Origin of the sequence: Rhizobium sp. P28RR-XV, assembly GCF_012641385.1 — a bacterium.
Classification (GTDB): domain Bacteria; phylum Pseudomonadota; class Alphaproteobacteria; order Rhizobiales; family Rhizobiaceae; genus Rhizobium.
The window spans coordinates 196,294-221,009 of record NZ_JABAIG010000011.1 but is presented as its reverse complement, the minus strand read 5'-3'; the positions used below and the strand labels follow the sequence as shown (position 1 = coordinate 221,009).

The window sequence follows — 24,716 nt, the reverse complement described above, 5'->3', positions numbered from 1 at the left end:
TCGGTGTCTTCCCGGATGGAAGGCAGCGCAGTTGCCCGCATTCCCACCCGATCATCTGGATAGGTTCTAACGCTTTGTTATTACCTTGCTTTGGAACTAAAGGTCGTGCGAGATCGTTTATCTTGAACTTTGATACGACACTAACGTCGTACCCGGCCGGCTGGGATAAGCGGCGCTCTTGAGGAGTATCTCATCATGAAGATTTCGTCCGGATTTCGTTCAGTCGCAGTTGCCGCCATCGCCGCCGCGGGAATTGGCTTTGCCAGCGCCGCGCATGCCGATAGCGGCACGATCCGTTTTGCTGTCTACAAGGCGGCCTTTTTCGTGGGTGGTTCCGGAGGCGAGGGCACATTGACCTTCCACGGCCGACGCTATCCCGTCACGATCGGCGGCATCTCCGGCGGCCTCGCCTTCGGTGCCTCCAAGACCTATTTCAGTGGTACGGTTCGCCACATTCGCCGCGCCCAGGATGTCAGCGGCGTCTACGGTGCAGCGGGCGGCGGCGGCGCCGTCGGCAAAGGCGCCCAGATGATCGTCATGACCAATGACAAGGGCGCCCAGCTCGAGCTCACAGGCCGGCAGGTCGGCCTGCAGGTCAATGCCGATATCAGCGGCATGAGCATCAGGGTGAAGTAAGGGCTACTCCGGCGGTCATTCCCCGGATGGGCCCGATTTGCTGAATTGGCGATCGGGCACGTCCGGGATTCATGCCGGCCGATAGATCTGCGCCACCACGCCGCCCGGGAAGGCCTTCGAGTCTGTCAGCTTGAGAGGCATCGGCGCGGCAAGTTCCGAGAATAGCGGCAGGCCTTTGCCCAGCGCCACGGGGTCCACGCCGAGCACAAATCGGTCGACCAGCTTCTCAGCGATCGGGCTGCGGGCGAAGCTGACCCCGCCATGGGCGATGATCGGCTCGCCCCCTTGGGCTTTCAACTTCGCGACTTCTTCCGTCAGGTCACCGCTCACCACATAGGCTGCCGCCCAACTGTCTGCGCCGGGTTGCCGCTCGGCAGATTGGGGGCTCCCCCGCATGGGCGCGGGCTTCATTAAGCGCTGCCGTCGGGTACACGCTCTTCAGGATTGCCGGTCCCTGTCGCGAGCAGGGCGCTCGGCGTCGTGCACGGAATCGACTGGATGGCGCGCGAAATTGGTTTTGACGCAACTATGAGAAAATCACGGGCCGACGAGTTCTGTGCCGTGACACGACGACACTATTTTCAGATCGCAGCATTCGACCGACATTGATCGGCTCCCTCACAAGCGGCGGACGCGGGAGGTGAGCGAGGAACCCAAGATTTCTGGCTTACGGAAGCAGCGCCAGAGCGATCCGATCGGCGGCAGCCACGACGATCAGCGCGATCGCCAACGCCGGCCAGCCGACATAGTTCAGAATCAAGGCCGCGCCCGCAAAGAATCCGGCTTCAAGCATCAGTCGTCCGGCCGGTCCGATTTCGTATCTCCGCTTTGGGGAGAGGAACCTACCCCAGACGACGGCGCCCGCCGCGCAGAATACTATTCCCAACAGTGCTTGCACCACCAATGGCACTGCCAGATGCGCGGCCAATGCGGCAAGTGACGCAAGGATACAAAGTTCAAGGGCAAACCTTATGCCAAGCGCGATCGCTTTCATTGTTCCCCCATGTCGGTCAAACGATTGTTCATAGTCTGCCGGGTGGCAGATGGCATCATCATATCCGCGATCCCGCAGATCACTTTGTGGCAACACCTAAGTCCCGGGTAGCTGGCTTCGTCATTCGTTCTCTGCCCTAAGCTTCGGCAAACTCGATCAATGGGCGCATGTTCTCCCTTCCTTCGCAGCGCGATATTCGACACCCGGCGATTCCCTCGCTGCCTCCATCATGCTCCTTGCAGGACGACCGGCCCAGTCATGAGTTTCAATCGGATTCCGAGGCGTCTCCAATGATCCACGGGCAGGCATAATAGTCTTCGATGCGGTCGATGACGCGGCCGGCGACATGGACGCGAACCGGCCACGCGACTTCCCACCGATCGCCTCTCTGGAAGAGCACGAAGAGGACAGGCTCTCCGTCGATCGCCCCGAGCTCCATGGTCCACCTCTCTGGGTTTCGCTCGTATTCGGCGAAATAGATGGAGTTCGTAAGCAGGCCGTCGAAACAGTCGGCGACCCGCAACCGAGCATCGGCGCTGGTCAGGCCCCGCACGCCATCCCAGTCATGGCGATTGAAGAGGTCAACATAGCGCTGCAAGAGCTGCGCGGTGTCAGGATCAAGCGGATGGTTCGGCTCGCCGGTAGGTTCTGCGGGCAAGCCGGCGAGCTTCGCCCGTCCACGGGAGAGCGCGGATTTGACGCCGCCAACCGTCGAGTCCACGAGTTCCGCAGTCTCCTCCAGCGAATAGTCGAACACATCCTTCAGGAGCACGCAGGCGCGTTCCTTGGGCGGCAGGTGGCCGACCAGCCGTTCGATGGCGCGATGTGCATCGGTCGTCGCGGGCTCCGCAGCAACGACGCCGATGTCGTCCGAATAGGCGCTCTCCGCGCGCTCGCGCGCATTGCGCCGCCTCAGAAAGTCGATGCAGCGATTGTGAGCGATGCGAAATAACCAGGGTTTCAGCCTGTGGGCGTCATCGAGGGTCTCGATCTTCGTGTAGGCCTCGAACAGTGTCTCCTGCATGAGATCCTCACCGTCGAGCCGTGAGCCGGTCATGCGGGCGCAGTAGCGATGCAGTTGAGCGCGGGTGTCCGATACCGTCTCCAGGAAGGCTCGATACCGCGCGTCGAATAGGCCGATCGGTCGTTCGGGCATGTCCTTCACCTGCCACATCTTAGCGCCATTGAGGATGGGTGAGGACCATGAAGGCGGACGAGCTCATGGTCAACGTCTTCAAATACGTGCTTGCCCTCGCCGACCATCTTGGGGATCGCCCAAATTCGGCACTCATCGACAGGGCCTGCGGTGTGCAGGGTCGGATCGAGGCTGGAGATCCTGTCCTTTGCGATGTTGCCGCCCGGAGGTTGTTTGGTCTTTGCGAGCTCGGCTGCCAGGCCGCCCTTTATCAACGGCGCGTTCCACGCCATCGCCTTGAGCATCCGGGAGGCGATGAGCTTCTTCGTGCCACCGAGGCGAGTTGCGTATCTGCCACCTTTCGTCCCCGGAGGCGAGACCAAGCTGGTCACTTTCAATTTGCGAGTCATGCGACCTCCTGACTATCACTGCGTGTTGCCGCGGTTGCCGTCAGGCCGAGTTTGGGGCGAACCCATTGTGCAAACCGCTCTATCGCGTCGTCGGCTTCGGGAGCGCGGCCGGCCATCATCTGGAACGAGTGCAGCATCCCCGGAAATACATCCAAGCGCACCTCGACACCGGCGGCCTTCGCACGGCCGGCGAGCGCCCGGCTGTCGTCGAGAAGGCTTTCGTCTTCGCCCGCTTGCAAATAGATCGGCGGCAGGCCCTCGAGATCGGCAAAGATTGGGCTGACGAATGGATGTCGGGCATCGGTCCCTGCGAGCACTTGCGATGCCAGCATATCCACGGTCGCCTTCTGGAAGAAGGCATCCTTCTTGCGGTTAGCTTCGTAAGAGAGCCCGCTCGCCGACAGATCATGCCAGCCAGAGATACTGAGGATCGCGGCCGGCAGCGGACGTCCCGCATCACGCAGTTTCATAGCGGCCGCAATGATCAGGCCTGCGCCGGCGGAATCGCCTGCACCTATAGTGTGCTTCGGTTCGATACCCTGCTCGGCCAGCCACTCGAACGCGGCCACGGCCTGCTCGATTTGACGCGGAAACTTGCTCTGAAACGAGTAGTCGTAAGTGGCGAGCAAAGCGTGACAGCCAATCGCCTTGGCGAGGTGAGCGACCATCTTGCGATGGGTCCAGATCGATCCGCCAACATAGCCGCCGCCATGCAGGTAAAGCATGACCCGGTCTTTGGCCGCCAGTTTTGGCTGAATCCACAGCGCGGTTTTGTCGCCGAGATTCGTTTCGACGTAATCGACGCCGCCCGGTTCTGCCGTCAAAACAGACCACTCGGAGACTTCCGGCGGCAATTCTCGACCGCTGCCCCAAGCCTCCGCAAGCGTTTCGTAGTGTATCTTGTTCGCTGAGCTCTGTTTGCTGTTCATTGCCACGCTCCAATTCGTTGAGGGGGGCGATACCGAGGAACGACCGCCCATGAACAGCTAAGACGGACGGGTCCAGCAAAAGGATACGCCGCCGGCGGATGCGACGCCTCAACGATGGCGGGTACCCCGAGCTTGGGTGCAAGCCTGGAAGGCTGGCCTGCGCGGATTCGCGGACTGAACATCGCCGCTTCAAGCGATCGCAGCGCGGCTTCCGACCGGATTGCGGCAGGCGTCGCCGGCGACCTGCCGGGCGTCAGTCGCGCGATATGGACAGCCCCGCGAGAAGCGGAGCGTACGCGGCGAGCCTGCGGGATACGAACTCCGTGAAGAGCCGGACGCGCTTCGTCTTGCGTGTCTCCCCCTGTGTGAGAAGCCAGAGCGTTCCGTACATGTGCAGGTCGGTGCCCGGCACCCTCACCAGTAGGGGGTCGGCATCTCCGACGAAGCACGGCAGTGTCGTGATCCCGAGCCCTTGCCGTACAGCCGCGATCTCTGCCGCGGCGTCCGTGACCCTGAAGGGAACCCCCGTGGTACGAATCTCACCCTCGCTGGCCCAATCCGGAATGCCATGCATGCTTATCACGATCCACCGGATGGGATCAGACGCGCCCGCACGCCATGCGGCCAGTCGATCGCGAGACATGTAGACGCCGCCGAACAGCTCCGGTCCCTTCAAGCCGTGAAGATTGAGCGGCAGGGTTTTGCGGTCGTAGACGACGCGGATCGCGACGTCGGCTTCTCGGTTGGTCAGATTTGCCAGCTCCCCGGACGATAGGATTTCCATCTCGATATCCGGATGCAGACGCGCGAAATCGGCGAAGTCCGGCATGAGCAAGTGTGTCGCGAGGATCGGTGTCAATGTCACCCGCAGAAGCCCGCGCACGCTCTGGTCGCGCCCGAAGACGCGCGCCTCCAGCTGGTGCGACGACGCTTCCATTTGGTTCGCGAGCTCAAGGACCTCCTCGCCCGCGGCTGTCAGGCGGTAGCCCGAAGGCAGCTTTTCGAACATCTGCGCCCCGAGGCGGTCCTCGAGCTGTGCGATGCGTCGCAGCACGGTCGAGTGGTTCACTCCGAGGCGCTCGGCGGCAGCCCGCACTGAGCCTCCGCGCGCCACGGCAAGAAAGTAGCGAATGTCATCCCAGTCGATCATGGTGCAATCCGGCACCACACGGTGCGCTTTCCAAAGCCGGCATCTAACGCATCGTACAGCAGTACAGGCAGTCTTCATAGCTTATGTCGACAAGCGTGGCCCCAATTCCCAACAGCGAACACCGATCGTCACGGCCGGCGTCAGTCGTCCAGCCGGATGGATTTTGCACCACCCATGTGCGCGCTTTCGCACTGAACAACTGATGCCGGCGGACCCATTTCGAGGGTCTCGGGGACATCCCCGAACGACCAAAGGCGGAGCCTGGAAGGAGAAGTCATGGGAAAGCTAGACGGTAAAGTTGCAGTCATTACGGGTGGATCGAGCGGTATGGCGCTCGCGAGCGCCAAGCGGTTCGTTGAAGAAGGCGCCTATGTTTTCATCACGGGCCGGAGACAGGAGGCGCTGGACGAGGCCGTTAAGCTGATCGGCCGGAACGTGACCGGCGTGCGCGGCGACGCGGCCAATCTCGACGACCTCGACCGTCTGTTCGATACGGTCAAGCGGGAAAAGGGCAAGATCGACGTCCTATATGCAAGCGCCGGCACGGGCGAAGCCGTCCCACTGGGCGAGATTACCGAGCAGTATTTCGACGCGACCTTCGGCCTGAATACGCGCGGCACGCTGTTCACGGTGCAAAAGGCGTTGCCGCTGTTCAAAGATGGCGGATCGATCTTCATGACCGGATCAGTTGCTTCGGTGAAAGGTTTTCCTGGTTACAGCGTATATGCGGCGAGCAAGGCGGCGTTGCACGCATTCGCACGCGGATGGCTCAACGAGCTGAAGGGCAGGAATATCCGGGTGAACGTGCTGCACCCCGGGCCTATCGCCACGCCGATGCAGGACCAAGTCCTCACCGAGGAGGCGAAGCGGATGTTCGAATCCCTGATCCCGCGGGGAAAGATGGGTCGTCCTGAGGAAATTGCGGCGGTCGCACTGTTTCTTGCTTCAGACGATTCGAGCTTCGTGAATGGGGTGGAGTTGTCTGTCGACGGCGGCTTCTCGGCTATCTGAAAAATCGCGCCGGATCGCGGGAAGCGGCTGACCGGCGGCAACCAGAGTGTCCGTGGTGAAACGACTTCCGTGCTGAACGGTCCGCCCGGCTCGCGGAAGTCGTTCACGGCAGGACGTCCACGCAAAGGTCGCCACACAGCGGAACGGATAACCCAGCGCCGTTGAAGGCCGGGGAATCAATATCTGCACGGATTGGAGAAGTATTATGATCTATGCAATTGTAGGATTCGGCAAGATAGGCCAGGCCCTCGCCCACGCCTTCGCCCGTAAAAACATCGAAGTGGCCGTCGCGAGCCGCCGACCGCCCGAGGCGCTAGCGCCGCAGGCTCGGGCGATTGGACCCACGGTCGTCGCCAAGTCGCTGCGGGATGCACTCGAGGCCGACACAATCATCCTGGCGGTCCCGTTCGGGGAGCATCGCGAGGTTGCGAAGGCGCTGCCGAGCTGGAAAGGCAAGACAGTCATCGACGCGACGAACGCGTTTCCGGTGCCTGAGGAGCTGGACGGCCTCCCGTCCTCCGCCTTCGCCGCGAAGGCGTTCACCGGCGCCAAGCTCGTGAAAGGGTTCAACCATCTGATTGCGGCCACCCTGGCTGCCGATCCGATCGTCGAGAGCGGTCACCGGGTCGTCTTTCTGTCGAGCGACGACGAGTACGCGACCGCTCCCGTGGCGGCATTAGCCAAACAACTCGGGTTCGCACCGGTCGAGCTGGGAAAGCTCAATGAGGGTGGCGCGCTGGTGCACGCGCGCGGCCGCACTTGGGGCCAGCTCATCTTCCAGGATCTGTTCAAGAAGGAGCAGTAATCGAAGGCGTATAGGCGCTGTTCGTAGAGCGGCAAGACACTCGGCGGAGCCCAGATCCCCAGGTCGCTAGAACCTATCGGTTGCTATCGATGGCCTGGGATTCGCCCGGGTGTCTTCTGCTATCCGCTACTACTCCACGGTACGCCTCGTCATTCCCACTCGATTGTCCTAAATCTAGTTAGACCATTGATATAGCCTAGTTTTTTTATTCGTTGCCGCGCAAAAAGCCGACCCATGGACCGTCAAAACGTTACAGTTTTGATTTCAAAGGGAAAAATAGCACGAAAACTTTTTGTGCGGTTTCGGCATCTATCGAAGTTGATCGCCTTTCCGGAGCCGCTGACCGGCCAAAGACGCCCCTCAGGGGAGAGGGGGCCTGCGTTCCGTGGCACTGGCCCGCAACCCTCAGAATATGATAGCCCGCGGCAACCGGAGAAGGGAATCTGTGTTCTCAAACTAGCATCGACTGCTGGGCGGAGATGCCCGCAATAGCGCCTTGCCATGATGCCGTGGTGACCGAGGGCATGAGGGGGTTGGCGAGGTCGCCGGCGGCGTAGATGCCGGGCATGCTGGTTTCGCGGCGCTCGTCCGCCTTGAGAGCAATGCCAAGGGGTGTATCGACCGTGGCGAGGCCCAGTGATTCATGCAGGCTTGCGGACGGCTTGTTGCGCGGATGCGCGAACAGGATGTCGACAGTGACATCGGGGCCGGTATTGAGCTTGACGGTGGCATTATGGCCCCCATGACGGGCGATCTCGGTGATCCGGCCATCGACGACAGGTATGTTGCGGCGCGCCACATCGGCCCGGATATCGGGCGGGATGTCGTGACCATCGGCAAAGACCGTCAACCTGTCGGTCCAATCGTGGAACAGCCTGACCTGATTGTGCGACTGCGGGCCGGACCAGACGAGGCCCCAATGCTGGCCAGCGACTTCAAAGCCGTCGCAATAGGGACAGGGCACGATGGACGTGCCCCAGCCTTCGGCAAAGCCCGTCACGTCGGGCATCTGGTCGGCGACGCCATAGCTCAGGATCAGGCGGCGCGCCTTAAGGCTTTTGCCATCGCCAGTGAGGACGGAGAAATCGTCGATGGCGCCGGAGACGCTGTCGGCCCGGGCACTGACCAGCCTGATCGTGGGATAACGCGCCAGCTGCTGCCGCGCCTCTGCCAGGATGTCCAGCGGTGGCTTGTGATCGTGGCCAAGCAGGCCATGCGAGTGGCCGGCGAAGCGATTGCGCGGCAGGCCGGTATCGAGAACGGTGACCTTGCGGCGGGCACGGCCGAGCTGCAGAGCGGCTGCGAGGCCGGCAAAGCTGCCGCCGATGATGATGACGTCATCCATGTGGATGGGGAAACTTGATTTAGAGGACATGGTTAAAACCCACCCATTGGCTTGCGCATTTTGGATACTATATGGTATCGTAATTCAAGAATAACGATACTGTCAAGGACTGGAATTGTCGTGACCGAAAATAGCCAGGGCCGGCGCGGCCGGCCCGCCAACGAGGCGCTTGGCCAAACCATAGTCGACGCCGCGGGCGAACTCTTTGCGGAACTGGGTTTCCAAGCAACAACATTGGACAAGGTCGCCCAGCGAGCGAAGATATCCAAGCTCAGCATTTATCGGCACTTCGAGAACAAGGAGGCCCTGTTTGGCGCGGCGTTTGCGGCCCGCTGCCATCAGTTAATACCACAGGCCCTTTTTGAAGGTGTCGACGGTTCGGCAGAAGGTCAGCTCATGGCAGTGGGATCATCACTGCTTCGCACGCTGTTGCGCCCGGACGTCCGCAATGTCGAAGCCATGGTCATGGCCGACGTCACGAGTCAAAAGTCGCTGAGCAAGCTCCATTACGAAGCCGGCCCCGCCCATATCATAGCCCAAATCGAGGCCCTGTTGCGTCAGTTGCACGCGAAGGCGGTTCTGAACGTGCCCGATCCTCTCCGGTCTGCCCGCTTGTTTGCCGCGCTTTTTAAAGGCTCCGATCTCCTGATTATCGCACGCTTCGATGAGGCGAGAGCAGAGGACGACAACGAAATCGAATCCTACTGCCGGTCGGCCGTCGCCATGTTCATCGCCGCGCACGGTGGCAGCGACCACGCGGGCGGATAGGCATTTGATTGCTCCAGGCAGCTTGGCCGGGACCGTCGTCCAGGCGCGTCGCCATATTGGGCCGGCGCGCGCTGCCGAGCTTGCACAGATCGCGGCACCTCATCTTTCTCTCAACGATAAAAAGACGCTCGCATCTACCGCGGTCCAAGCTCCCGCCTGGATGAGGTCGACGCTTCTCCCCATCGCAGATTCGGCAGCAGTCGGGACAACATTTGATAGGTGATGCGACGGTGCCATCCGACGATATGTGATCAGGTCCGGAACATCGATCGGTACCGCAGCCAAAGCTGAAACTATGTATGTCGATAACTAAAGTACCGTCAGCGCGGAAATGTCATGCCACGGCGAATTTTCGTTATATATTTCAAAGCGTTGACACGCAAAAAAAGTACCGTCAAACCCTAAAAACGAATGACGGTACTTTTTAGAATGCTCTGTCGGATACGAAAACACCGTCAAAAGTACCGTCAGAATGATCTGCTACAAGCTGCGAGCCGCGCCAGGTGCTCCGCTAAGCTTAACGATTTCAATGACTTGATAGATTTATCAATCTCATTGATAATGTGCCCTGAATTACTCCCACTCAATCGTGCCGGGCGGCTTCGATGTCACGTCGTAGACCACGCGGTTGATGCCGCGGACTTCGTTGATGATGCGGGTCGCGGCGCGGCCGAGGAATTCCATGTCGTAGTGATAGAAATCGGCCGTCATGCCGTCGACGGAAGTCACGGCGCGCAGTGCACAGACGAATTCGTAGGTGCGGCCGTCGCCCATAACGCCGACGGTCTGGACCGGCAGAAGCACGGCGAATGCCTGCCAGATGGCGTCGTAGAGGCCAGCCTTACGAATTTCGTCAAGATAGATGGCGTCTGCCTCGCGCAGGATCTCCAACTTCTCGCGGGTGATGCCGCCGGGGCAGCGAATGGCAAGGCCCGGACCGGGGAAGGGGTGGCGGCCGATGAAGCTGTCGGGCAGGCCGAGCTCCTTGCCGAGCGCGCGCACTTCGTCCTTGAACAGTTCGCGCAGCGGCTCGACGAGCTGCATCTTCATGCGCTCCGGCAAGCCGCCGACATTGTGGTGCGATTTGATGGTGACCGAGGGACCGCCCGTGAAGGAAACGCTCTCGATAACGTCGGGATAGAGCGTCCCCTGGCCGAGGAAATCGGCGCCGCCGAGCTTCTTGGCTTCCTCTTCGAAGGTCTCGATGAAGAGGCGGCCGATGATCTTGCGCTTGGTTTCGGGGTCGGAAACACCCTCCAGCTCGCCGATGAAGCGGTCGGAGGCATCGACATGCAGGAGATGCAGATTGTAGTGCTCGCGGAACATGGCAACGACACCCGCCGCCTCGTCCTTGCGCATCAGGCCGTGGTCGACGAGGATGCAGGTCAGCTGGTCGCCGACGGCTTCGTGGATCAGCAGCGCGGCAACCGAGGAATCGACGCCGCCGGAGAGTGCGCAGATGACGCGCTTGTCGCCCACCTGATCGCGGATCGCCTGAACCGCCTTGGCGCGATAGGCCGACATCGACCAGTCGCCCTTGATGCCGGCGATGTTGTGAATGAAGTTGCCGATCAGCTTGGCGCCGTCGGGCGTATGCACCACTTCCGGATGGAACTGCACGCCGTAATATTTGCGCTTCTCGTCGGCGATGAAGGCGTAAGGCGCGTTCGAGGAGGTGGCAACCACTTCGAAGCCCTCGGGCAGCGCGGTCACGCGATCGCCATGGCTCATCCACACCTGATGGCGCGAACCGTTCGACCACAGGCCTTCGAAGAGGGCGCAATCCTTGTCAACTTCCAGGAAGGCGCGGCCGAATTCGCGGTGATGTCCGCTTTCGACCTTGCCGCCGAGCTGCATGCACATGGTCTGCTGGCCGTAGCAGATGCCGAAGACCGGGATGCCGCTGTCGAAGACGATCTGCGGCGCCCGGGGCGAGCCTCCATCCACGGTCGAGGCCGGGCTGCCGGAGAGGATCACGGCCTTCGGCTGCAGCCGCTTGAAGCCGGCTTCGGCGGATTGGAAGGGAACGATTTCGCAGTAGACGCCCGCTTCGCGCACGCGGCGTGCGATAAGCTGCGTCACCTGGCTGCCAAAATCGACGATGAGAACGGTGTCTGGATGTGCTGTCTGGGTCATGGCGAGCCTTTAATGAAAAGCGCTTTCCCTGGCAATCGGGCAAATCACGCAAGAGCCGATTTTATTGTCCCGATTGTCCTCGATTCCTGTCGTTTCCAGCCTTTTAGAACCAGAATACGCCGTCTTCCAGCGCGGTAAACAGCCCGTCAACGGCGTAGGACAGTTTACGGTCTATGACGTGCAGATATTCCGTCCAGTCGGAAATGTGCTGCAGCTCGACCTGGCCGTCGGAAATGCCCCGCAGGCCGATCAGCGGCAGGCTGTAGATCTGGCAGGCGCGCAGCACCGCGAAGGTTTCCATATCGACCATGTCGGTGCCGATGCGCTCATAGGCTTCCGTGCCGGAGACGATATTGGCGCCCGTCGAAAGGCTGCCCTCTGCCATAGTCGGGATGCGCAACGGCAGCTCGATCGTCGCGGGCAGGTCGAGAAAGGGCGTGCGGCCTTTTTCGAAGCCGAGCGGGGAGGCATCCATGTCGCGGTAGGAAACGGAGGTGACCTGATAGACTTCCGTTTGTTCCAGCTTGGCGGAGCCGGCTGAGCCGAGCGAAACCACGAGATCGGGCAGGTCGCCCTGTGCCTCGAGCTGCGCAAAGGCGCGGGTGAGCGCGATGGCCGCCTCGACCGGGCCGACGCCTGTCATCAGCGGATCGATGCGCGAGCGCAGGAAGGGGCCGTATTCGGCCTCGGCCGCCATGACGAACAGGATCGATTTGCCCGATACCCGCTTCAATTCGAATTTCATCCGCTAATTCCCTCTCTGCCCCGGATGACCATCATCGTTCCTGTCATCGAGGCAATCAGTTTGGCCGGTCCGTCGCCGATGGCGTAGCCGCGGCCGTCGGCGACGATGATCGTCGTGCCGGGCTTGGTGACGTCGCCGCGGAACAGGAAGCGCTCGCCGCGCCCCGGCGACATCAGGTTGACCTTGAATTCGATGGTAAGGATGGATGCTGAAGGGTCGATGACGCTGTAGGCGGCAAAGCCGCAGGCCGAATCCAGCGCCGCGGCAATGATGCCGGCGTGCAGGATGCCGTGCTGCTGCGTCAGCTTCACATCGAACGGCAGCTCGATTTCCACCGTGCCATGTTCGACGCGCGTCAGTTCCGCGCCGATCGTCGCCATCGCCGCCTGCCGCTCGAAGCTCGTTCGGATGCGGGTTCGAAAATCGCCGCTGGTCACCGTGTCATCTGGCCCTGTCATGCCGTCCCCTTTCGCGGGTGCGAAATTGGCATGGAGAGGCCGTTTGGACAAGGGTTATCCGGTGGAAAAGCGGAAGCGTCCCGGCCTGCCTTGCCGACATCGAATTTCCACGATCGGATCACCATGCTATCCCAAGCAATGAAGCTTATCGCGAGGGCTTAGATGACGACGATCCTGCAATCGGTAACGGCCTACGAGACCTGGATGCGGGCGCAGCTCGGCGCAGATCTTGTGGAAGGGGGGCTGGCGAAAAAGCACAAGCTGATGAAGGGCGACAGCTTCTCTTTCCTGCGCGGCACCTATTGGCGCTGGGCCGAGACCATCCTCGACATTTATCCCGACCTCAAGAATGCCCCGCAGCTACTGGCGATCGGCGATACGCATCTCGAAAATTTCGGCACCTGGCGCGATGATGAGGGAAGGCTCGTCTGGGGCGCCAATGATTTCGACGAGGCGGCCGTCATGCCCTATGCGCTCGATCTCGTGCGTCTTGCGGTGAGCGCGATCATGGCGGGCGGTCAAGACGGACCGACGCCGCGCATCGTCGCCGACAGCATTCTGGCAGGCTATCGCCGCGGCTTGCGGCAGCCGTCTCCCGTCGTTCTCGAGCGCGATTACAAATGGCTGCGCAACGCCGTGCTGCTGCCCAATGCCGAGCGCAAGGCTTTCTGGGAAAAATATCGCAGCCTGCCGCCGGCGACCGATCCCGTGGCGGATCGCTATCTCAAGGCGCTACACAAGGCATTGCCGGATCCGGTGACAGCATTCGAGCCGAAGCCGCGTCTGGCCGGTACCGGCAGTCTCGGTCGTCCGCGCTTCGTCGCCTATATCGATTGGCGTGGCGGGCCGGTATTGCGTGAGGTCAAAGCCTTGCTGCAATCCGGCTGGTCGCTGAAGCACGACCCGTCAGACAAGACGATCCGCACGGGGATCATCGCCGGTGGACGGGCGCGTTCGCCCGATCCGCGTTATCAGGTCGCCGGAACCCTATTGGTGCGCCGCCTGTCGCCCAACAGCCGCAAGATCGAAGTCGACGGCGATGCGCAGGTGCTGCTGTCGCCCGACATGCTGGATTTGATGGGCTTCGAGATCGCCAATTGTCACGCCAACGATGCTTCGCTCATCCCAGGCATTCTTGCCGATCTCGATGCTCGAAGATCTGATTGGCTGCGCGCGGCGGCCAAGGCGGCCACCGTCGCGGTCAGTGCGGAACAAGCCGAATTTGCCAGGAAGGGCTGATCCGGCCAGGAGATCGATCAATGCCCGGCGGCTTCCCGGATCAGGCGGGCGATCGTATCGGGATGCGAGATCAGTGAGAGATGGCCGGCCTTCACTTCGATGGTCTTGGCGCCCATGCGCTTGGCCATGAAGCGCTCCAGATCCGGATTGATCGTCCTGTCTTCGGTGGAAACAGCGTACCAGCTTGGCTTGCTGCGCCATGCGGCCTGGGTGGTCTTGCCCGTCAGCAAGGCCTTTTGGAAGGGCTCCTGCACAGCGTAAAGCACCTCTGCCTTGGCTTTGGGCAGGTCGCCGGCGAAGTCGCGCAGGAAAGCTTCCTCGGTCAGCCGCCCTTCATCGCCATCGAAGACGATGCCAGCCGAGGCGGGCGGGGTCGGATATGTCTTGGCGAGCGCCGTATAATCCTCGCCGGCATCCGGTGCGCGGGCCGCGACATAGACGAGCGCGGAAACCTTCGGATGCACGCCGGCTTCGGTAACGAGCATGCCGGAGAAGGAATGGCCGACGAGAACGGTCGGGCCGTCCTGGCGATCGAGAACACGCTGCACTGATGCGACCGCTTCGGGAAGGGTCGTCAACGGGTTCTGCACCGCCGTGCAGTTCAGCCCCTTGGCTTGCAGCCGGGCAATGACCTCGGTCCAGCAGGAGCCGTCTGCGAAAAGTCCATGTGCAAGGACGACGTTGCGGGCCTTCAATGGTGCAGACTTGGCCGCACCTGAGGCCGGAGCCAGGTTGCTGGCGGCCATGCCGCGCGCGGAAATGAGGGAGGCGGCGGCGCCGGCAACAATGGCGGTCGAGAAATTCCGTCTGGTCATCATCATCATCGTGATCCTTATGGTGTTGAGGATAAATGGGCAGCAGAAAGCCATCCGCGCCGAATGTCGGAACGGTGAAGCTTCTGAAATCTTGTATGTCTTAGTGCGGCATCTGACCGAACAAGCGGATCAAATATGACCGATCCTGTATTCCGGTTCAGCGTCGAGATTACCTTGTGTATGCAAAAGCGAGGCTGCTGATTGCTTTTGTATTCTAACTGGCGTTTTTAGTCAATAATTGGATGCGTAACGGTTGCGTGATTGCCTATCTGTATGCAGAAATAATGGGCGGGGGATGTTTTTGCATACAAGCCTTGGTCAGTCCCGGAGTGCTGGGAGTGATGGATGGGTTAGCGTGACGCGGCTGAAGAACGCGAGTTATTGTCCGACCGTATTCGTAGCGTGAAGCCATCATGCAGGTCATCGCGGAGGGAGACGGAGAAATGGCGTCGCGGCGCATGCGGGCGCATATGCTGAATGCGGCGACGGCGTTGCGGCGTTTCATCGAAGCCGGCAAGCTTGCCTAGGCCAGGTCAGCCAACGATCAGCTGCGGGCGATGCGCACGATGTGCTGGTCCCAGGCGACATTGCTGTGCTCGCCGAGGAAATCGCCACCATAGGAGGAAACGGCAAAGCCATGGCGGGCTGGCGCGATGCCGGCCGCATCCACAATGCGTTCCACCTTCAGCACTTTGCCGGTCTTCGCGTCCAGCGTCACCGAGGTCCCTTCGATCGGCGACGTGACGCCGACGAGGTTTTCAGCGCGATTGACGGCGATAGCGCCGACATAATTGCTGAGCGCCCGGGTCGTCTCATCGGGCAGGGTGACGAAGGTCAGGTCCTCGCCCCTCGCGAAATGGCCAACGAGCGGCGGCAGGTCGTTGCGACGGCCCTCATACTGGCAGGCAAACCAGACCCGGCCGCTGGCATCGATGTCGACATGACGGGTCGAGACCTGGGCATATTGCGGCGGCAGGATATGTTTCTCGATCAGCCGACCGGTGGCCGCGTCGATCAGCGTCAGAGACGGTTCCATATGGTCGAGGTTGAGCTTGGTGCGTCCGAAATCCGGATGCGTCTCGATGCCGCCATTGGCGACGATCAGGAACCGGCCATCGTCCGAAACCGTCATGTCGTGCGGGCCGACGCCATAGGTCTCGTACTCGCCGATGCGGGCAAAGCGATTGCTGCTGTCATAGAGCCCGATGATGCCGCGATTAGTGTCGAAATCATTTTCGCTGGCATAGAGCAGCTTGCCGCTGGGCGAAAACGTGCCATGCCCGTAGAAGTGCCGGCCCTCTTTGGCTGATATGACGACCGGCTCGGCCTTGTTCCAGGGATCGAAGATCATCGCATAGGTGCCGGGCCGGCGCGCGAAGGCGACGGTCTTGCCGCTGGCCTTCGAAAAGGCCATGCCATGGGCGCGCGCGGGCAGGGCGACCTGATCGATGATACGGCCCTGTTCGGTCACCGTCGCCACGGCAAAGGAGCCGTCGGCGGCGCGGATGCCGGAGGCATAGACCGCGTCGGCCCGCTCCAGTGCCATCAAGGCACTGGGCTTGAGCGCCGCGAGGAAGGTCAGCCCCGCCGCCTTGACGAAAGCTCTCCGATCGATGAGGCCGCTGCGCATCGCGCTCAGTCTCCATCTGCGAAGGAGAAGCCGGCCGAAAGGCCGATGGCGCCGCCGTAGTCATCGCTGAAGCTGGTGGCGAGGTCGCGGCTGACGGAGAGCAGCTTGTCGATCTTGGCGCGCTCCGCATCGTTGCCGATGGCCGCCTCGATATCCGGATTGATCGTTGTCGCCGTCGTCGCAAGCTCGTTCAGGAGGGCGTCGATCTTGGTGGCGACGGCGCGCTTGTCTGATGGCAGCAGGCTTGCCATGTCGGCCTTTTCCCAGAGCGTCTTCAAGCCTTCGATATTGCCTGATAACGAGGTCCAGGTGTTGGCCGAGCGCCAGTAGATCGCCATCTTCGGCCGTGCTGCCGCCGGGTCGCCCTTATAGAAGGTTTCCAGCCGCTGGTCGCGGACATTGGCAGCTCCATGTACGAGGATGCCCAGCAACGCCGTCACGGCCTCCTTGTTGTCCATGAAGTCATCGCTGGACTTGCCGGGAAACTTCCAGGATTTCTGCACGCCGTCGGCAGCATCCCATTCGTCGGCGATTTCCTTGGCCGTGTTTTCGATATTGCCGGCAACTGCCGTGCCATAGCGGCAACGGAAGCTCTGCTTGTCCTTGCCGAGAACGTCGGAACCGTTGCCGAAGAGCACATATTCCAGCGCCGTCATGCTCATGAGCGCCACGCTCTTGCCGGCGACGGCCTCGACGGTCGTATCCTGCTCGTTCGCTTTGGCGATCAGCGCCTGCACCTGCTTGAGGCCGACCCCCTTGCGGTCGGGGTAGAAGAGGATGTGTTCGAAGCGGTTCTTCTCGATGACGGGGCCGGTATCGACGATCTCGATGCGCGACCAGCTTTTCACCGTATCACCGAAGGCTGATTTGGCACTGGTGAGCGTCGCGTCCGTGGGGTCGGCACAAAGCGCCTTCATTGCCGCCGTCAGCTTCGATGCGGAGCCGTGCATGGCGCGATAGCCAGGGCGGATGACGTCGTCCACCGTCTTCTGCAGGGTGGCCGGCACCGCCGCTTCGTTCAGGCCAGCGCCATTGGTCGCCGTGTCCTCGGCATGGGCAGGCAGGGCCGCAACGGTAAGCAGAAGGGTGGCGGCGAGGCGTTTCCAGTGGCGCATCAAAGAGACTCCAGAAAGTTGATGAGGGCTTGCCGATCGTCCTTCGAAAGACCGGCGAATGCATTGCGGGCTTTTTCCGCCTCTCCTCCATGCCAGAGGATGGCTTCGGTCAGTGTGCCGGCGCGGCCATCATGCAGATAAGCTTGCCGGCCGCTCACCGTCTGCGTCAGGCCTATACCCCAGAGCGGCGGCGTGCGCCAATCGCGACCGGATGCCACGCCCACCTGCTGCCCATCGGAAAGGCCTTCACCCATGTCATGCAGCAGGAAATCGGAATAAGGCCAGATCAGTTGGAAGGCCTGCGGAGAGTCCTTGCCATCGCTGCCCTTGAGATTGTCGCGGGTCACGAATTTCGGCGTGTGGCAGGCCGCACAGCCGGAGCGGTAGAATATCTCCTTGCCGTGCAGCACATCGGGAAAGCTCGCCTTGCGGCGGGCCGGCACGGCGAGATTTTCGGAATAGAAGGTGACGAGCGGAAGGACCGGATCCGGCGCTTCCGTATCGCCCAGCCGCTTCTGCACGCCGTTCGGCATGGCGAGGCAGCGCGGTTCCCTGGACGTGCAATCGCCATAGGCGTTCGGCCGGTCCGGCGTCGAAATGCCGATATCGGCCGAGAAGGCATCCGCAACCTGGTCGCGCACGGTGGCGTTCTGGGCCTTCCAGCCAAAACGGCCGAGCGCGATCTCGCCAGTACGGTGATCGCGGACGATGGCGGGGCGGCCGCGAATGCCGGTGCCTTTCTTGTCGTCCGGGTCGGCATTGGCAAGGATGTCGGCATCCGCAATGGCCTCGATCAGGCCGAGGCCGATCATCGGCGGTGCGATGCGCGCCGAAATCGTCGTCGTCGGGTCGAGCGGCCCATCGGCCAGGTCGCTCACACCGTATGTCGGCTTGCGCAAGGTTACGGTCTCACCGCCCGCAAGCGTCACGGTCTCCACGCTATAGCTGACCGTCACCTTGCCTTCGGCGGCAAGCCCGGGCACGGCGAGATCCTGCAGTTGCGCCCCATAGGTGGAGTCCGGAAAATTCAGCGCATGGAAATCCCTGATCGCCTGCCCCTCTTCCGGCATGACGGCGGTCCGTGCCAGGCGCAGGACCATCGAGGTCGCGGCCGTTGCGGCGACATCGGGCGGATGGCCGCGCCCGTCACGGACGTGACAGCTCTGGCAGGAACGGGCGTTGAACAGCGGTCCCAGCCCGTCGGAAGCCTGCGTCGAAGAGGGAGCCGAAACCCAGAGCTTGCGGAAGAGGGCGTTGCCGAGATGGAAATCCTGTCCGCGCTCCGAGCTCAGATTGGCCGAGGGCTGCGAGAAGATATCGCGGCCGACGGGATCGATCGAGGTCAGCGCGCCGCCCTGCATCGCCTCATAGGGTTCGGCCTTTGAGAAATCCGCGGTCGCGCGGGTCACGTCGTGTACCCGCTTCAGCTGTTCGGCGGAAAGATCGGTACGAACAGTCGGAAAGTCGAGAATACCGGCAGCGGCCAGGGTGATCGAAAAAACCAAAAAACCCGCGGCTAGGGCGGGCAGCAGGGCGCGGTTGGCCGGGATGTTTGTCATGAGTATCGGGGTGGCAGCGCCGTGTGGCGCTGCCACCATCCCTTATTACTTCTTGAAGACGGCGTTAGGATTGTCCAGGCTGTCCGAACCTTCAAGCTTGATCGTGCCGAGATCGAGTGCGGCAATGACGCGCTGAATGCTCTTCGTCTGATCGAGCAGGCCGTCGATAGCCTTCTGAACCGTGGCGTTGCCTTCCTTGTTGCCCTCGCCGATCATCTGGTCGTATTTTTCGACCGTCTCGCCGCGATGCACCAGCGCCTTCATGGCGGCGAGCGTCGTGTCGAGCTTGCCTTCCATTTCCTTGTCGAGTGCTGGATCCTTGGCCTTGACCAGATCGTGCAGCGACGGACCCTTCATCTTGGTGCCGTCGGCGCGAGTGTAATTGCCGGTATAGGCCGCAGCGATGCCCACGGCGTCGCCATTGTGTTCGTTATAGGTATTGTCGGAGAAGCAATCCTGCTCTTCTTCCGGATCGTGCAGCAGCAGGCCGAGCTTCATGCGCTCGCCGGCAAGCTCGCCATACGAGAGCGAGCCCATGCCGGTCAGGATGGCGGTGAGGCCAGCCTTCGGATCGGCTTCGAGATGCTTGGTCGCTTCGCCTTCCGGCGTCCACTTTTCAGTCATGTCCTGCAGATCCGCAACGAGCAGCGTCGAGGCGGACTTCAGATATTCGGCGCGGCGGTCGCAATTGCCATGCGTGCAATTCTTCAGGTCATAGTCGGTTGCCGGGCGTTCGCCGGCGCCCGGTCTGGTGCCGTGCAGGTCCTGACCCCAGAGCAGGAATTCGATGGCGTGGTAGCCGGTCGCGACGTTGGCCTCGACACCGCCAGCCTGATGCAGCGTGCCCGACAGGAATTCCGGCGTCAGATGCGAAGCGTCGACATCCTTGCCGTTGATCTTGATCGTCTTGTTAGCGATGACGTTGGCGACATAGAGCGCGTTCTCGTCGCTTTCCGTGCCGTAGGAGGCGTCGACATAGTCGATCAGGCCTTCATCCAGCGGCCAGGAATTCACCTTGCCTTCCCAGTCGTCGACGATCGGGTTGCCGAAGCGATAGACTTCCGTCTGTGCGTAGGGAGCGCGAGCCTTGATCCAGGCCGCGCGCGCCGTCTTCAGCGTCTTGTCGCTCGGGTTGGCAAGCAGGGCATCGATCGCCTTGTCGAGCGTCTTCGCAGTCGTCAGCGAGTCCTGATATTTGGCATGAGCAAGCTCGGCATAGTGCTTGAGAACGGCAGCCGGTTCAGGGGCGGCGGCAAGGGCGGGCGGGCCGGACGCAACGGTTGTGGCAACGGCCACCGCGAGCACGGCGCCAAAATTGATCTTAAATTTCATGTTCCTCTCCTGGTGACGGCGGGGGCACCGTCAAAAACTTGGCGTTTTGTGTCATGTATGAAAAATAAACTTGTGTCAAACGCTCTAGTTTAGAACGGTTTTAAGGCTGGCGCTGATGAATATCGGCCCTGAGAGTGGGATCGAGCGTCGAAAAAGCAGAATCCGCCCGGCGTCGGTCACGGGCGAATTGATTTAGCCTTATCCCTTCCGCTTCAGGCGGCAGAAGAAGAAGCCGTCCGTATCGGTGGAGGCAGGTGTCAGCGTGATGGTTCGGCCGTCCGAGGATAGCGGCTGCGGCGTCTCCCTGCCGAACAGCTTTTCCCAGGAACTCAGGGCTTCGACGACCTCGAAATCCGGATTGAGGCTGGCAAAACGGTTAGCCTGCGCTTCGTTTTCTTCCGGCAGGACCGAACAGGTGACGTAAAGGAGAGCTCCACCGGGGCGGACGAATTCGCTGGCCTGGGTCAGAGCTTCCTGCTGCTGGCTGGTTCGCTCGTCAAGGTTCTTCTGCGTCAGCCGCCATTTCGTGTCGGGACGACGGCGCCATGTGCCCGTACCGGTGCAGGGGGCATCGACGAGAACCTTGTCGAACTTGGCGCGCAGCGCCAGCAAGGCATTGCGTTCGTCATGGACCTGAACGTTGCGGGTTCCGGCCCGCTTCAGCCGCTCGATGATCGGCGCCAGCCGTCGGCGATCGCTGTCATAGGCGTGGACCTGACCCTTGTTGTGCATGGCGGCCGACATGGCGAGCGTCTTTCCGCCGCCGCCGGCGCAATAATCGAGCACCTGATCGCCTTCCTCGGGCAGGACCAGATCGGCGACGATCTGCGAGCCCTCGTCCTGCACCTCGAACCAGCCCTTCTGGAAGGAAAGCTCGGCGGTGACATTCGGCAGGCGCGATGCGCCTTCACCAGCGGGAATGCGGATGCCGAAACGGGCGATCTTCGATGCCTGCGCGCCTGCTCGTTCCAGCGCCTTCACGACCTTGGCGCGATCCGCCTTCAGGGCGTTGGCGCGAAGGTCGAGTGTGGGACGTTCGGAAAGAGCCTGCGCCTCGGAGAGCCAGTCATCGCCGAATGCGTGCTGGAATGAGGTCTCGACCCATTCGGGAATATCGCCCTGGATGTGAAGCGGAGCGTCTTCGAGCTTGCGGGCGGCAAAGGCCGCCAGCGCCTCGGCACTCGGCGCTTCGGGGGCAAATTTATCGCCGTCGAGTTCTGTGGCCAGCGTCTCGGGGGTCAGTCCCCATTGGCGAAAAAGCACGGCATGGGCAAGTGCCGAGGGGCTGTCGTCACCCATCAGCCAGGCATGGGAGAGCCGCATGCGCAGAGCGTCGTAGACGATGTTGCCGATCGCGGCCCTGTCGCCGGAACCGGCGAAGCGATGGGCAAGGCCCCAATCCTTCAGGGCGTCAGCCACCGGTCGCTTGCGCGCTTCGATATCGGCAAGAACTTCGATGGCCCCCTGCAATCGGCCGCCCAGACGCATTCACACTCTCCTGCTCGCGCACCGCCCCGAACTCAGCGGAGTTTACCGGGAAGCGTTGCGCCCTATCAAAATCGCTGACGCCTCATCAATCCGCGCGAAGAATACACATGGCGGCGGATTATTGAGACGTCCCAACCGCGTCGTAGCCGCGATTGACGGAGAGAGCAAGCGTCGCGCCGAAATGCCTGATGGTTCCGGCTTGATCGAGCGATTACTTCGAGGCGACGACGTCGTAGCAAACCTTGGCGGTGCCGGAGGCAACCATGCCGATATTCTGTGCTGCGGCGCGCGAGAGATCGAGAACGCGGCCGTGAATGAAGGGTCCGCGGTCATTGATGCGAACGACGACGCTACGACCGTTGTGCTTGTTGGTGACCCGCAGGCGCGTGCCGAAAGCAAGCGAGCGATGGGCTGCAGTAAGATTTCCGGAACTCATGCGTTCCCCGGAAGCAGTTTTGGAGCTTCCGCCATACCAGGAAGCGCCCCCGCATCCGGCGGATGCAGATGCCGGTGTCGAAACGACAGCAATGGAGGCAGATATAGTTGCGGCGATTGCCAAAGAACGTGCGATTTTCTTCAAACCAATTTTTCCCTCAAGCTATTGAACTTGCGCCCTGGGTAGGCGGCGGGGGCTTAAATCCGGCCAAAAATGGCGAAAAAGTGCCTCTTTCAATCACGGAATATTACATGGTGTAACATTTGCGGATCAAAGCAAATACCAGGACTATTCGGGGACTTTGCTTGGTTCTGGAAAAAACCTAATAAAATCAGTTAAAAATGGAACGATTTTTCTCGCGGTCATGCTGCATCGCGAAAGATCACGAAAATCGGAAAAATAATTTTCCGGCTTTGCCATAATTGCTGCCGCATTTGTGCAATTTTAGAGGTCGTTAACCATAAATGCGGAGTAAATTGAACTAGCCAAGCCGGCTAAGTAGGAATTTTCGTGCGATTTTCTCTGTGCGGAGAGCGGCAGTTTAGCCGCGCCAGCGTCCGGACGACCAGAGTTCGGCAAGCGACATGCGGTATTCCGGATAGCGGAAGGCGAAGCCGAGTGAACGCAACTTCTTGTTCGAAACGCGCTTGTTCTCGCCATAGAAGGAGCGCGCCATCGGCGTCAGCTCGGCTGTCTCGAAAGCCTGCTCCGGCGGCGGCTCGACACCCATGAGCCGGGCGGCCTCGGCAATCACATCCTGCGGCGGCGCCGGCTCGTCGTCGGTGACATTATATATGCCGCCGACCTTGCGATCGGACAGGAAGCGGGCGCAGGCGCCGATATCCTCGACGCGGATACGGTTGAACACCTGGTTCGCCTTGATCAGCCGCCGCGCCGTACCCTTTTCCAGATTGCAGAAGGCATTGCGGCCGGGGCCGTAGATGCCGGAAAGCCTGAGCACGGCGACGGGAAGATCGAGCCTGATGCCGGCGCGCAGCCAGCCATCTTCCGCCTCGACGCGCTCGACGGAGCGGTCCGCGATCGGATGCAGCGAGGTCTGCTCGCTGACCCAGGCGCCCTTGTGATCGCCATAGACGCCGACGGTCGAGAGATAGCAGATCCATTCCAGCTTCGGCATCAGCGCTTTGAGATTGAGCTGCGCCAGCCGCAGCAGCGGATCGCCCGCTTTCCCCGGCGCGATCGATTGCACCAGATGCGTCGCTGTGGTCATTGTCTCAGCCAGAGCGGGGTCGAGCGTCTCCCCGTCGAAGACAAAGGCCTCGATGCCTTCCTTCGTCAGCAGCTCCGCCTTGTCGGCGGAGCGGGTCGTACCTGTGATGCGAATGCCGGAGCCGGCGAAAGCCTTGGCGATCGCCGTTCCGGAATAGCCGCAGCCGAAAATCATCACATGCATCATAGAACTCCAGCCAATGTCCATTCCGCGCGAACCTCTTCGTCCGCCTCGTCATCTCTTTCTGCCGCAAATGCACGGAACTCGCCAGCCGTCATCAGCTGCGATAAGGCCCAGACGGCCATTCCGCGCACGACGGGCGAGGGATCCGCGGCCAATTCGCGACATCTTTCTATAAAGGCGCGCTCGCCGGAATTGCCGGCCGCGATGAGGACATTGCGGATGAACCGGTCGCGGCCGATGCGCTTGACCGGCGAGCCGCTGAAGAATGCGCGGAATGCCACGTCGTCGAGATCAAGAAGGAAGGCGATCGATGGCTCCTTCAGGTCTTCCCGTGCCACCAGCTTCATTTCCGAGGCGGCGCTTGCGAACTTGTTCCATGGACAGGCGGCAAGACAATCGTCGCAGCCATAGATGCGGTTGCCGATCAATGGTCGAAGCTGCGGATCGATCGGCCCCTTGTGCTCGATGGTCAGATAGGAAATGCAGCGGCGCGCATCGAGCTGGTAGGGCGCAGGGAAGGCGGCGGTTGGACAGACGTCGAGGCAGGCCCGGCAGGAGCCGCAATGGTCGATCTCGGGCTGATCCGACTCGAGATCGGCCGTGGTGAACATCGAGCCGAGGAACAGCCAGGAGCCGAAGGCGCGGCTGACGAGATTGGTGTGCTTGCCCTGCCAGCCGAGACCGGCCGTGGCCGCCAGCGGCTTCTCCATGACCGGCGCGGTATCGACGAAGACCTTGACGTCCTCCTTCGAGCGCGCGGCAAAGCGGGTGGCGATTTCCTTCAGCCGTCCCTTGATGATGTCATGATAGTCGCGGTTTCGCGCGTAGACGGAGATCGCAGCCTTGTCCTTTTTCTCCAGGATGCCGCGCGGATCTTCATCAGGCCCATAGTTGAGGCCGAAGACGACAATGGAGCGCGTCTCGCTCCAGAGCACGCGCGGATCGCTACGCCTTTCGCGCGTCTCCTCCATCCAGCCCATGGTGCCGTGATGGCCCTTGTCGAGAAACTGGCCGAGCCGGACAGCGGCCTCGGGAATGGCGTCCGGTTTGGTGATGCGACAGAGATCGAAGCCTTGGGCGCGCGCTTCCTCCCGCAGGAAAGCCGTCAACGTGCTTCTGCGCTTGTCCGCTTTTTCCGTTTCGCAATCATCGGGCATACTGGGCCC

The 24,716-nt window shown here is 61.4% G+C and carries 24 protein-coding genes and 1 pseudogene; 6 read left to right on the top strand and 19 right to left on the bottom strand.

Annotation, left to right across the window (positions count from 1 at the left end):
• The first annotated feature begins 195 nt into the window (after positions 1–195).
• Complete coding sequence (locus tag HGP12_RS24020; protein WP_168841311.1) at positions 196–636, top strand: hypothetical protein; 441 nt, start codon at positions 196–198, stop codon at positions 634–636.
• A 69-nt stretch (positions 637–705) separates the two neighbouring features.
• On the opposite strand, the gene HGP12_RS24015 is transcribed toward HGP12_RS24020, so the two are convergent.
• From HGP12_RS24015 to HGP12_RS23990, 6 genes are all read right to left on the bottom strand, one after another.
• Entirely contained in the window at positions 706–966 is a 261-nt protein-coding gene (locus tag HGP12_RS24015) for a dihydrofolate reductase family protein (RefSeq protein WP_312862928.1), read from the bottom strand.
• 337 nt (positions 967–1,303) lie between these two features.
• Entirely contained in the window at positions 1,304–1,630 is a 327-nt protein-coding gene (locus HGP12_RS24010; protein ID WP_168841310.1) for a DUF2568 domain-containing protein, read from the bottom strand.
• Positions 1,631–1,895: 265 nt separating this feature from the next.
• Positions 1,896–2,786: an RNA polymerase sigma factor gene (locus HGP12_RS24005; RefSeq protein ID WP_246703518.1), complete on the bottom strand. Its 891-nt coding sequence runs from the start codon at positions 2,784–2,786 to the stop codon at positions 1,896–1,898.
• A gap of 5 nt (positions 2,787–2,791) precedes the next feature.
• The gene (locus tag HGP12_RS24000; protein ID WP_168841308.1) at positions 2,792–3,175 is read right to left on the bottom strand and encodes a hypothetical protein; all 384 of its coding nucleotides are present in this window, start codon (positions 3,173–3,175) and stop codon (positions 2,792–2,794) included.
• Positions 3,172–4,104, bottom strand: coding sequence for an alpha/beta hydrolase (locus tag HGP12_RS23995; protein ID WP_168841443.1), 933 nt, complete (start codon positions 4,102–4,104; stop codon positions 3,172–3,174). The genes HGP12_RS24000 and HGP12_RS23995 overlap by 4 nt, the downstream gene beginning before the upstream one ends.
• A 253-nt stretch (positions 4,105–4,357) precedes the next feature.
• On the bottom strand, positions 4,358–5,254 hold the full coding sequence (locus tag HGP12_RS23990) for a LysR family transcriptional regulator (protein ID WP_168841307.1): 897 nt from the start codon (positions 5,252–5,254) through the stop codon (positions 4,358–4,360).
• Positions 5,255–5,530: 276 nt separating this feature from the next.
• Between HGP12_RS23990 and HGP12_RS23985 the strand changes: the two genes are divergently transcribed.
• Positions 5,531–6,265 carry an SDR family NAD(P)-dependent oxidoreductase gene (locus HGP12_RS23985; protein ID WP_168841306.1) on the top strand — a complete coding sequence of 245 codons (735 nt, stop codon included), beginning with the start codon at positions 5,531–5,533 and terminating at the stop codon, positions 6,263–6,265.
• 205 nt (positions 6,266–6,470) lie between these two features.
• Positions 6,471–7,070: an NADPH-dependent F420 reductase gene (locus HGP12_RS23980; protein WP_168841305.1), complete on the top strand. Its 600-nt coding sequence runs from the start codon at positions 6,471–6,473 to the stop codon at positions 7,068–7,070.
• Between the two features lie 451 nt (positions 7,071–7,521).
• On the opposite strand, the gene HGP12_RS23975 is transcribed toward HGP12_RS23980, so the two are convergent.
• Positions 7,522–8,415, bottom strand: a complete 894-nt coding sequence (locus HGP12_RS23975) for an NAD(P)/FAD-dependent oxidoreductase (protein ID WP_168841442.1) — start codon at positions 8,413–8,415, stop codon at positions 7,522–7,524.
• Between the two features lie 120 nt (positions 8,416–8,535).
• Here HGP12_RS23975 and HGP12_RS23970 point away from each other — a divergent pair, with 120 nt between their 5' ends.
• Entirely contained in the window at positions 8,536–9,183 is a 648-nt protein-coding gene (locus HGP12_RS23970) for a TetR/AcrR family transcriptional regulator (RefSeq protein WP_168841304.1), read from the top strand.
• Positions 9,184–9,756: 573 nt separating this feature from the next.
• Here HGP12_RS23970 and guaA read toward each other — a convergent pair.
• The 3 genes from guaA to HGP12_RS23955 all read right to left on the bottom strand — a co-directional run bounded on the left by guaA (position 9,757) and on the right by HGP12_RS23955 (position 12,522).
• A complete protein-coding gene (gene guaA, locus HGP12_RS23965; RefSeq protein WP_168841303.1) occupies positions 9,757–11,319 on the bottom strand; it encodes a glutamine-hydrolyzing GMP synthase in 1,563 nt (520 codons plus the stop codon).
• Positions 11,320–11,422: 103 nt separating this feature from the next.
• Positions 11,423–12,064 carry a 5'-methylthioadenosine/S-adenosylhomocysteine nucleosidase gene (locus HGP12_RS23960; protein WP_168841302.1) on the bottom strand — a complete coding sequence of 214 codons (642 nt, stop codon included), beginning with the start codon at positions 12,062–12,064 and terminating at the stop codon, positions 11,423–11,425.
• The gene (locus HGP12_RS23955; RefSeq protein WP_168841301.1) at positions 12,061–12,522 is read right to left on the bottom strand and encodes a PaaI family thioesterase; all 462 of its coding nucleotides are present in this window, start codon (positions 12,520–12,522) and stop codon (positions 12,061–12,063) included. The genes HGP12_RS23960 and HGP12_RS23955 overlap by 4 nt, the downstream gene beginning before the upstream one ends.
• Before the next feature lie 162 nt (positions 12,523–12,684).
• Between HGP12_RS23955 and HGP12_RS23950 the strand changes: the two genes are divergently transcribed.
• Entirely contained in the window at positions 12,685–13,761 is a 1,077-nt protein-coding gene (locus HGP12_RS23950; RefSeq protein WP_168841300.1) for a DUF2252 family protein, read from the top strand.
• Positions 13,762–13,778: 17 nt separating this feature from the next.
• Here the strand turns inward: HGP12_RS23950 and HGP12_RS23945 are convergent, their stop codons facing one another.
• A complete protein-coding gene (locus HGP12_RS23945; protein ID WP_168841299.1) occupies positions 13,779–14,582 on the bottom strand; it encodes an alpha/beta fold hydrolase in 804 nt (267 codons plus the stop codon).
• A 398-nt stretch (positions 14,583–14,980) separates the two neighbouring features.
• Between HGP12_RS23945 and HGP12_RS23940 the strand changes: the two are divergent.
• Positions 14,981–15,103, top strand: a pseudogene (locus HGP12_RS23940) (GntR family transcriptional regulator); the annotation flags it as partial.
• A gap of 17 nt (positions 15,104–15,120) precedes the next feature.
• On the opposite strand, the gene HGP12_RS23935 reads toward HGP12_RS23940, so the two are convergent.
• The 8 genes from HGP12_RS23935 to queG all read right to left on the bottom strand — a co-directional run bounded on the left by HGP12_RS23935 (position 15,121) and on the right by queG (position 24,707).
• Positions 15,121–16,206: a DUF1513 domain-containing protein gene (locus HGP12_RS23935; RefSeq protein WP_168841298.1), complete on the bottom strand. Its 1,086-nt coding sequence runs from the start codon at positions 16,204–16,206 to the stop codon at positions 15,121–15,123.
• Between the two features lie 5 nt (positions 16,207–16,211).
• Positions 16,212–17,321 carry an imelysin family protein gene (locus tag HGP12_RS23930; protein WP_168841297.1) on the bottom strand — a complete coding sequence of 370 codons (1,110 nt, stop codon included), beginning with the start codon at positions 17,319–17,321 and terminating at the stop codon, positions 16,212–16,214.
• Positions 17,321–18,880: a di-heme oxidoredictase family protein gene (locus tag HGP12_RS23925; protein WP_168841296.1), complete on the bottom strand. Its 1,560-nt coding sequence runs from the start codon at positions 18,878–18,880 to the stop codon at positions 17,321–17,323. Before HGP12_RS23925 ends, HGP12_RS23930 begins: the two co-directional genes overlap by 1 nt.
• Before the next feature lie 45 nt (positions 18,881–18,925).
• Positions 18,926–20,212 carry an imelysin family protein gene (locus HGP12_RS23920; RefSeq protein WP_168841295.1) on the bottom strand — a complete coding sequence of 429 codons (1,287 nt, stop codon included), beginning with the start codon at positions 20,210–20,212 and terminating at the stop codon, positions 18,926–18,928.
• Positions 20,213–20,410: 198 nt separating this feature from the next.
• Positions 20,411–21,700 (bottom strand): RsmB/NOP family class I SAM-dependent RNA methyltransferase, encoded by a 1,290-nt coding sequence (locus tag HGP12_RS23915; protein WP_168841294.1) that lies wholly within the window; start codon positions 21,698–21,700, stop codon positions 20,411–20,413.
• A 211-nt stretch (positions 21,701–21,911) separates the two neighbouring features.
• Positions 21,912–22,280 (bottom strand): septal ring lytic transglycosylase RlpA family protein, encoded by a 369-nt coding sequence (locus tag HGP12_RS23910; RefSeq protein ID WP_168841293.1) that lies wholly within the window; start codon positions 22,278–22,280, stop codon positions 21,912–21,914.
• A 397-nt stretch (positions 22,281–22,677) separates the two neighbouring features.
• Positions 22,678–23,550 (bottom strand): SDR family oxidoreductase, encoded by an 873-nt coding sequence (locus tag HGP12_RS23905; RefSeq protein WP_168841292.1) that lies wholly within the window; start codon positions 23,548–23,550, stop codon positions 22,678–22,680.
• A complete protein-coding gene (gene queG, locus HGP12_RS23900; protein WP_168841291.1) occupies positions 23,550–24,707 on the bottom strand; it encodes a tRNA epoxyqueuosine(34) reductase QueG in 1,158 nt (385 codons plus the stop codon). The genes HGP12_RS23905 and queG overlap by 1 nt, the downstream gene beginning before the upstream one ends.
• Positions 24,708–24,716 lie beyond the last annotated feature (9 nt).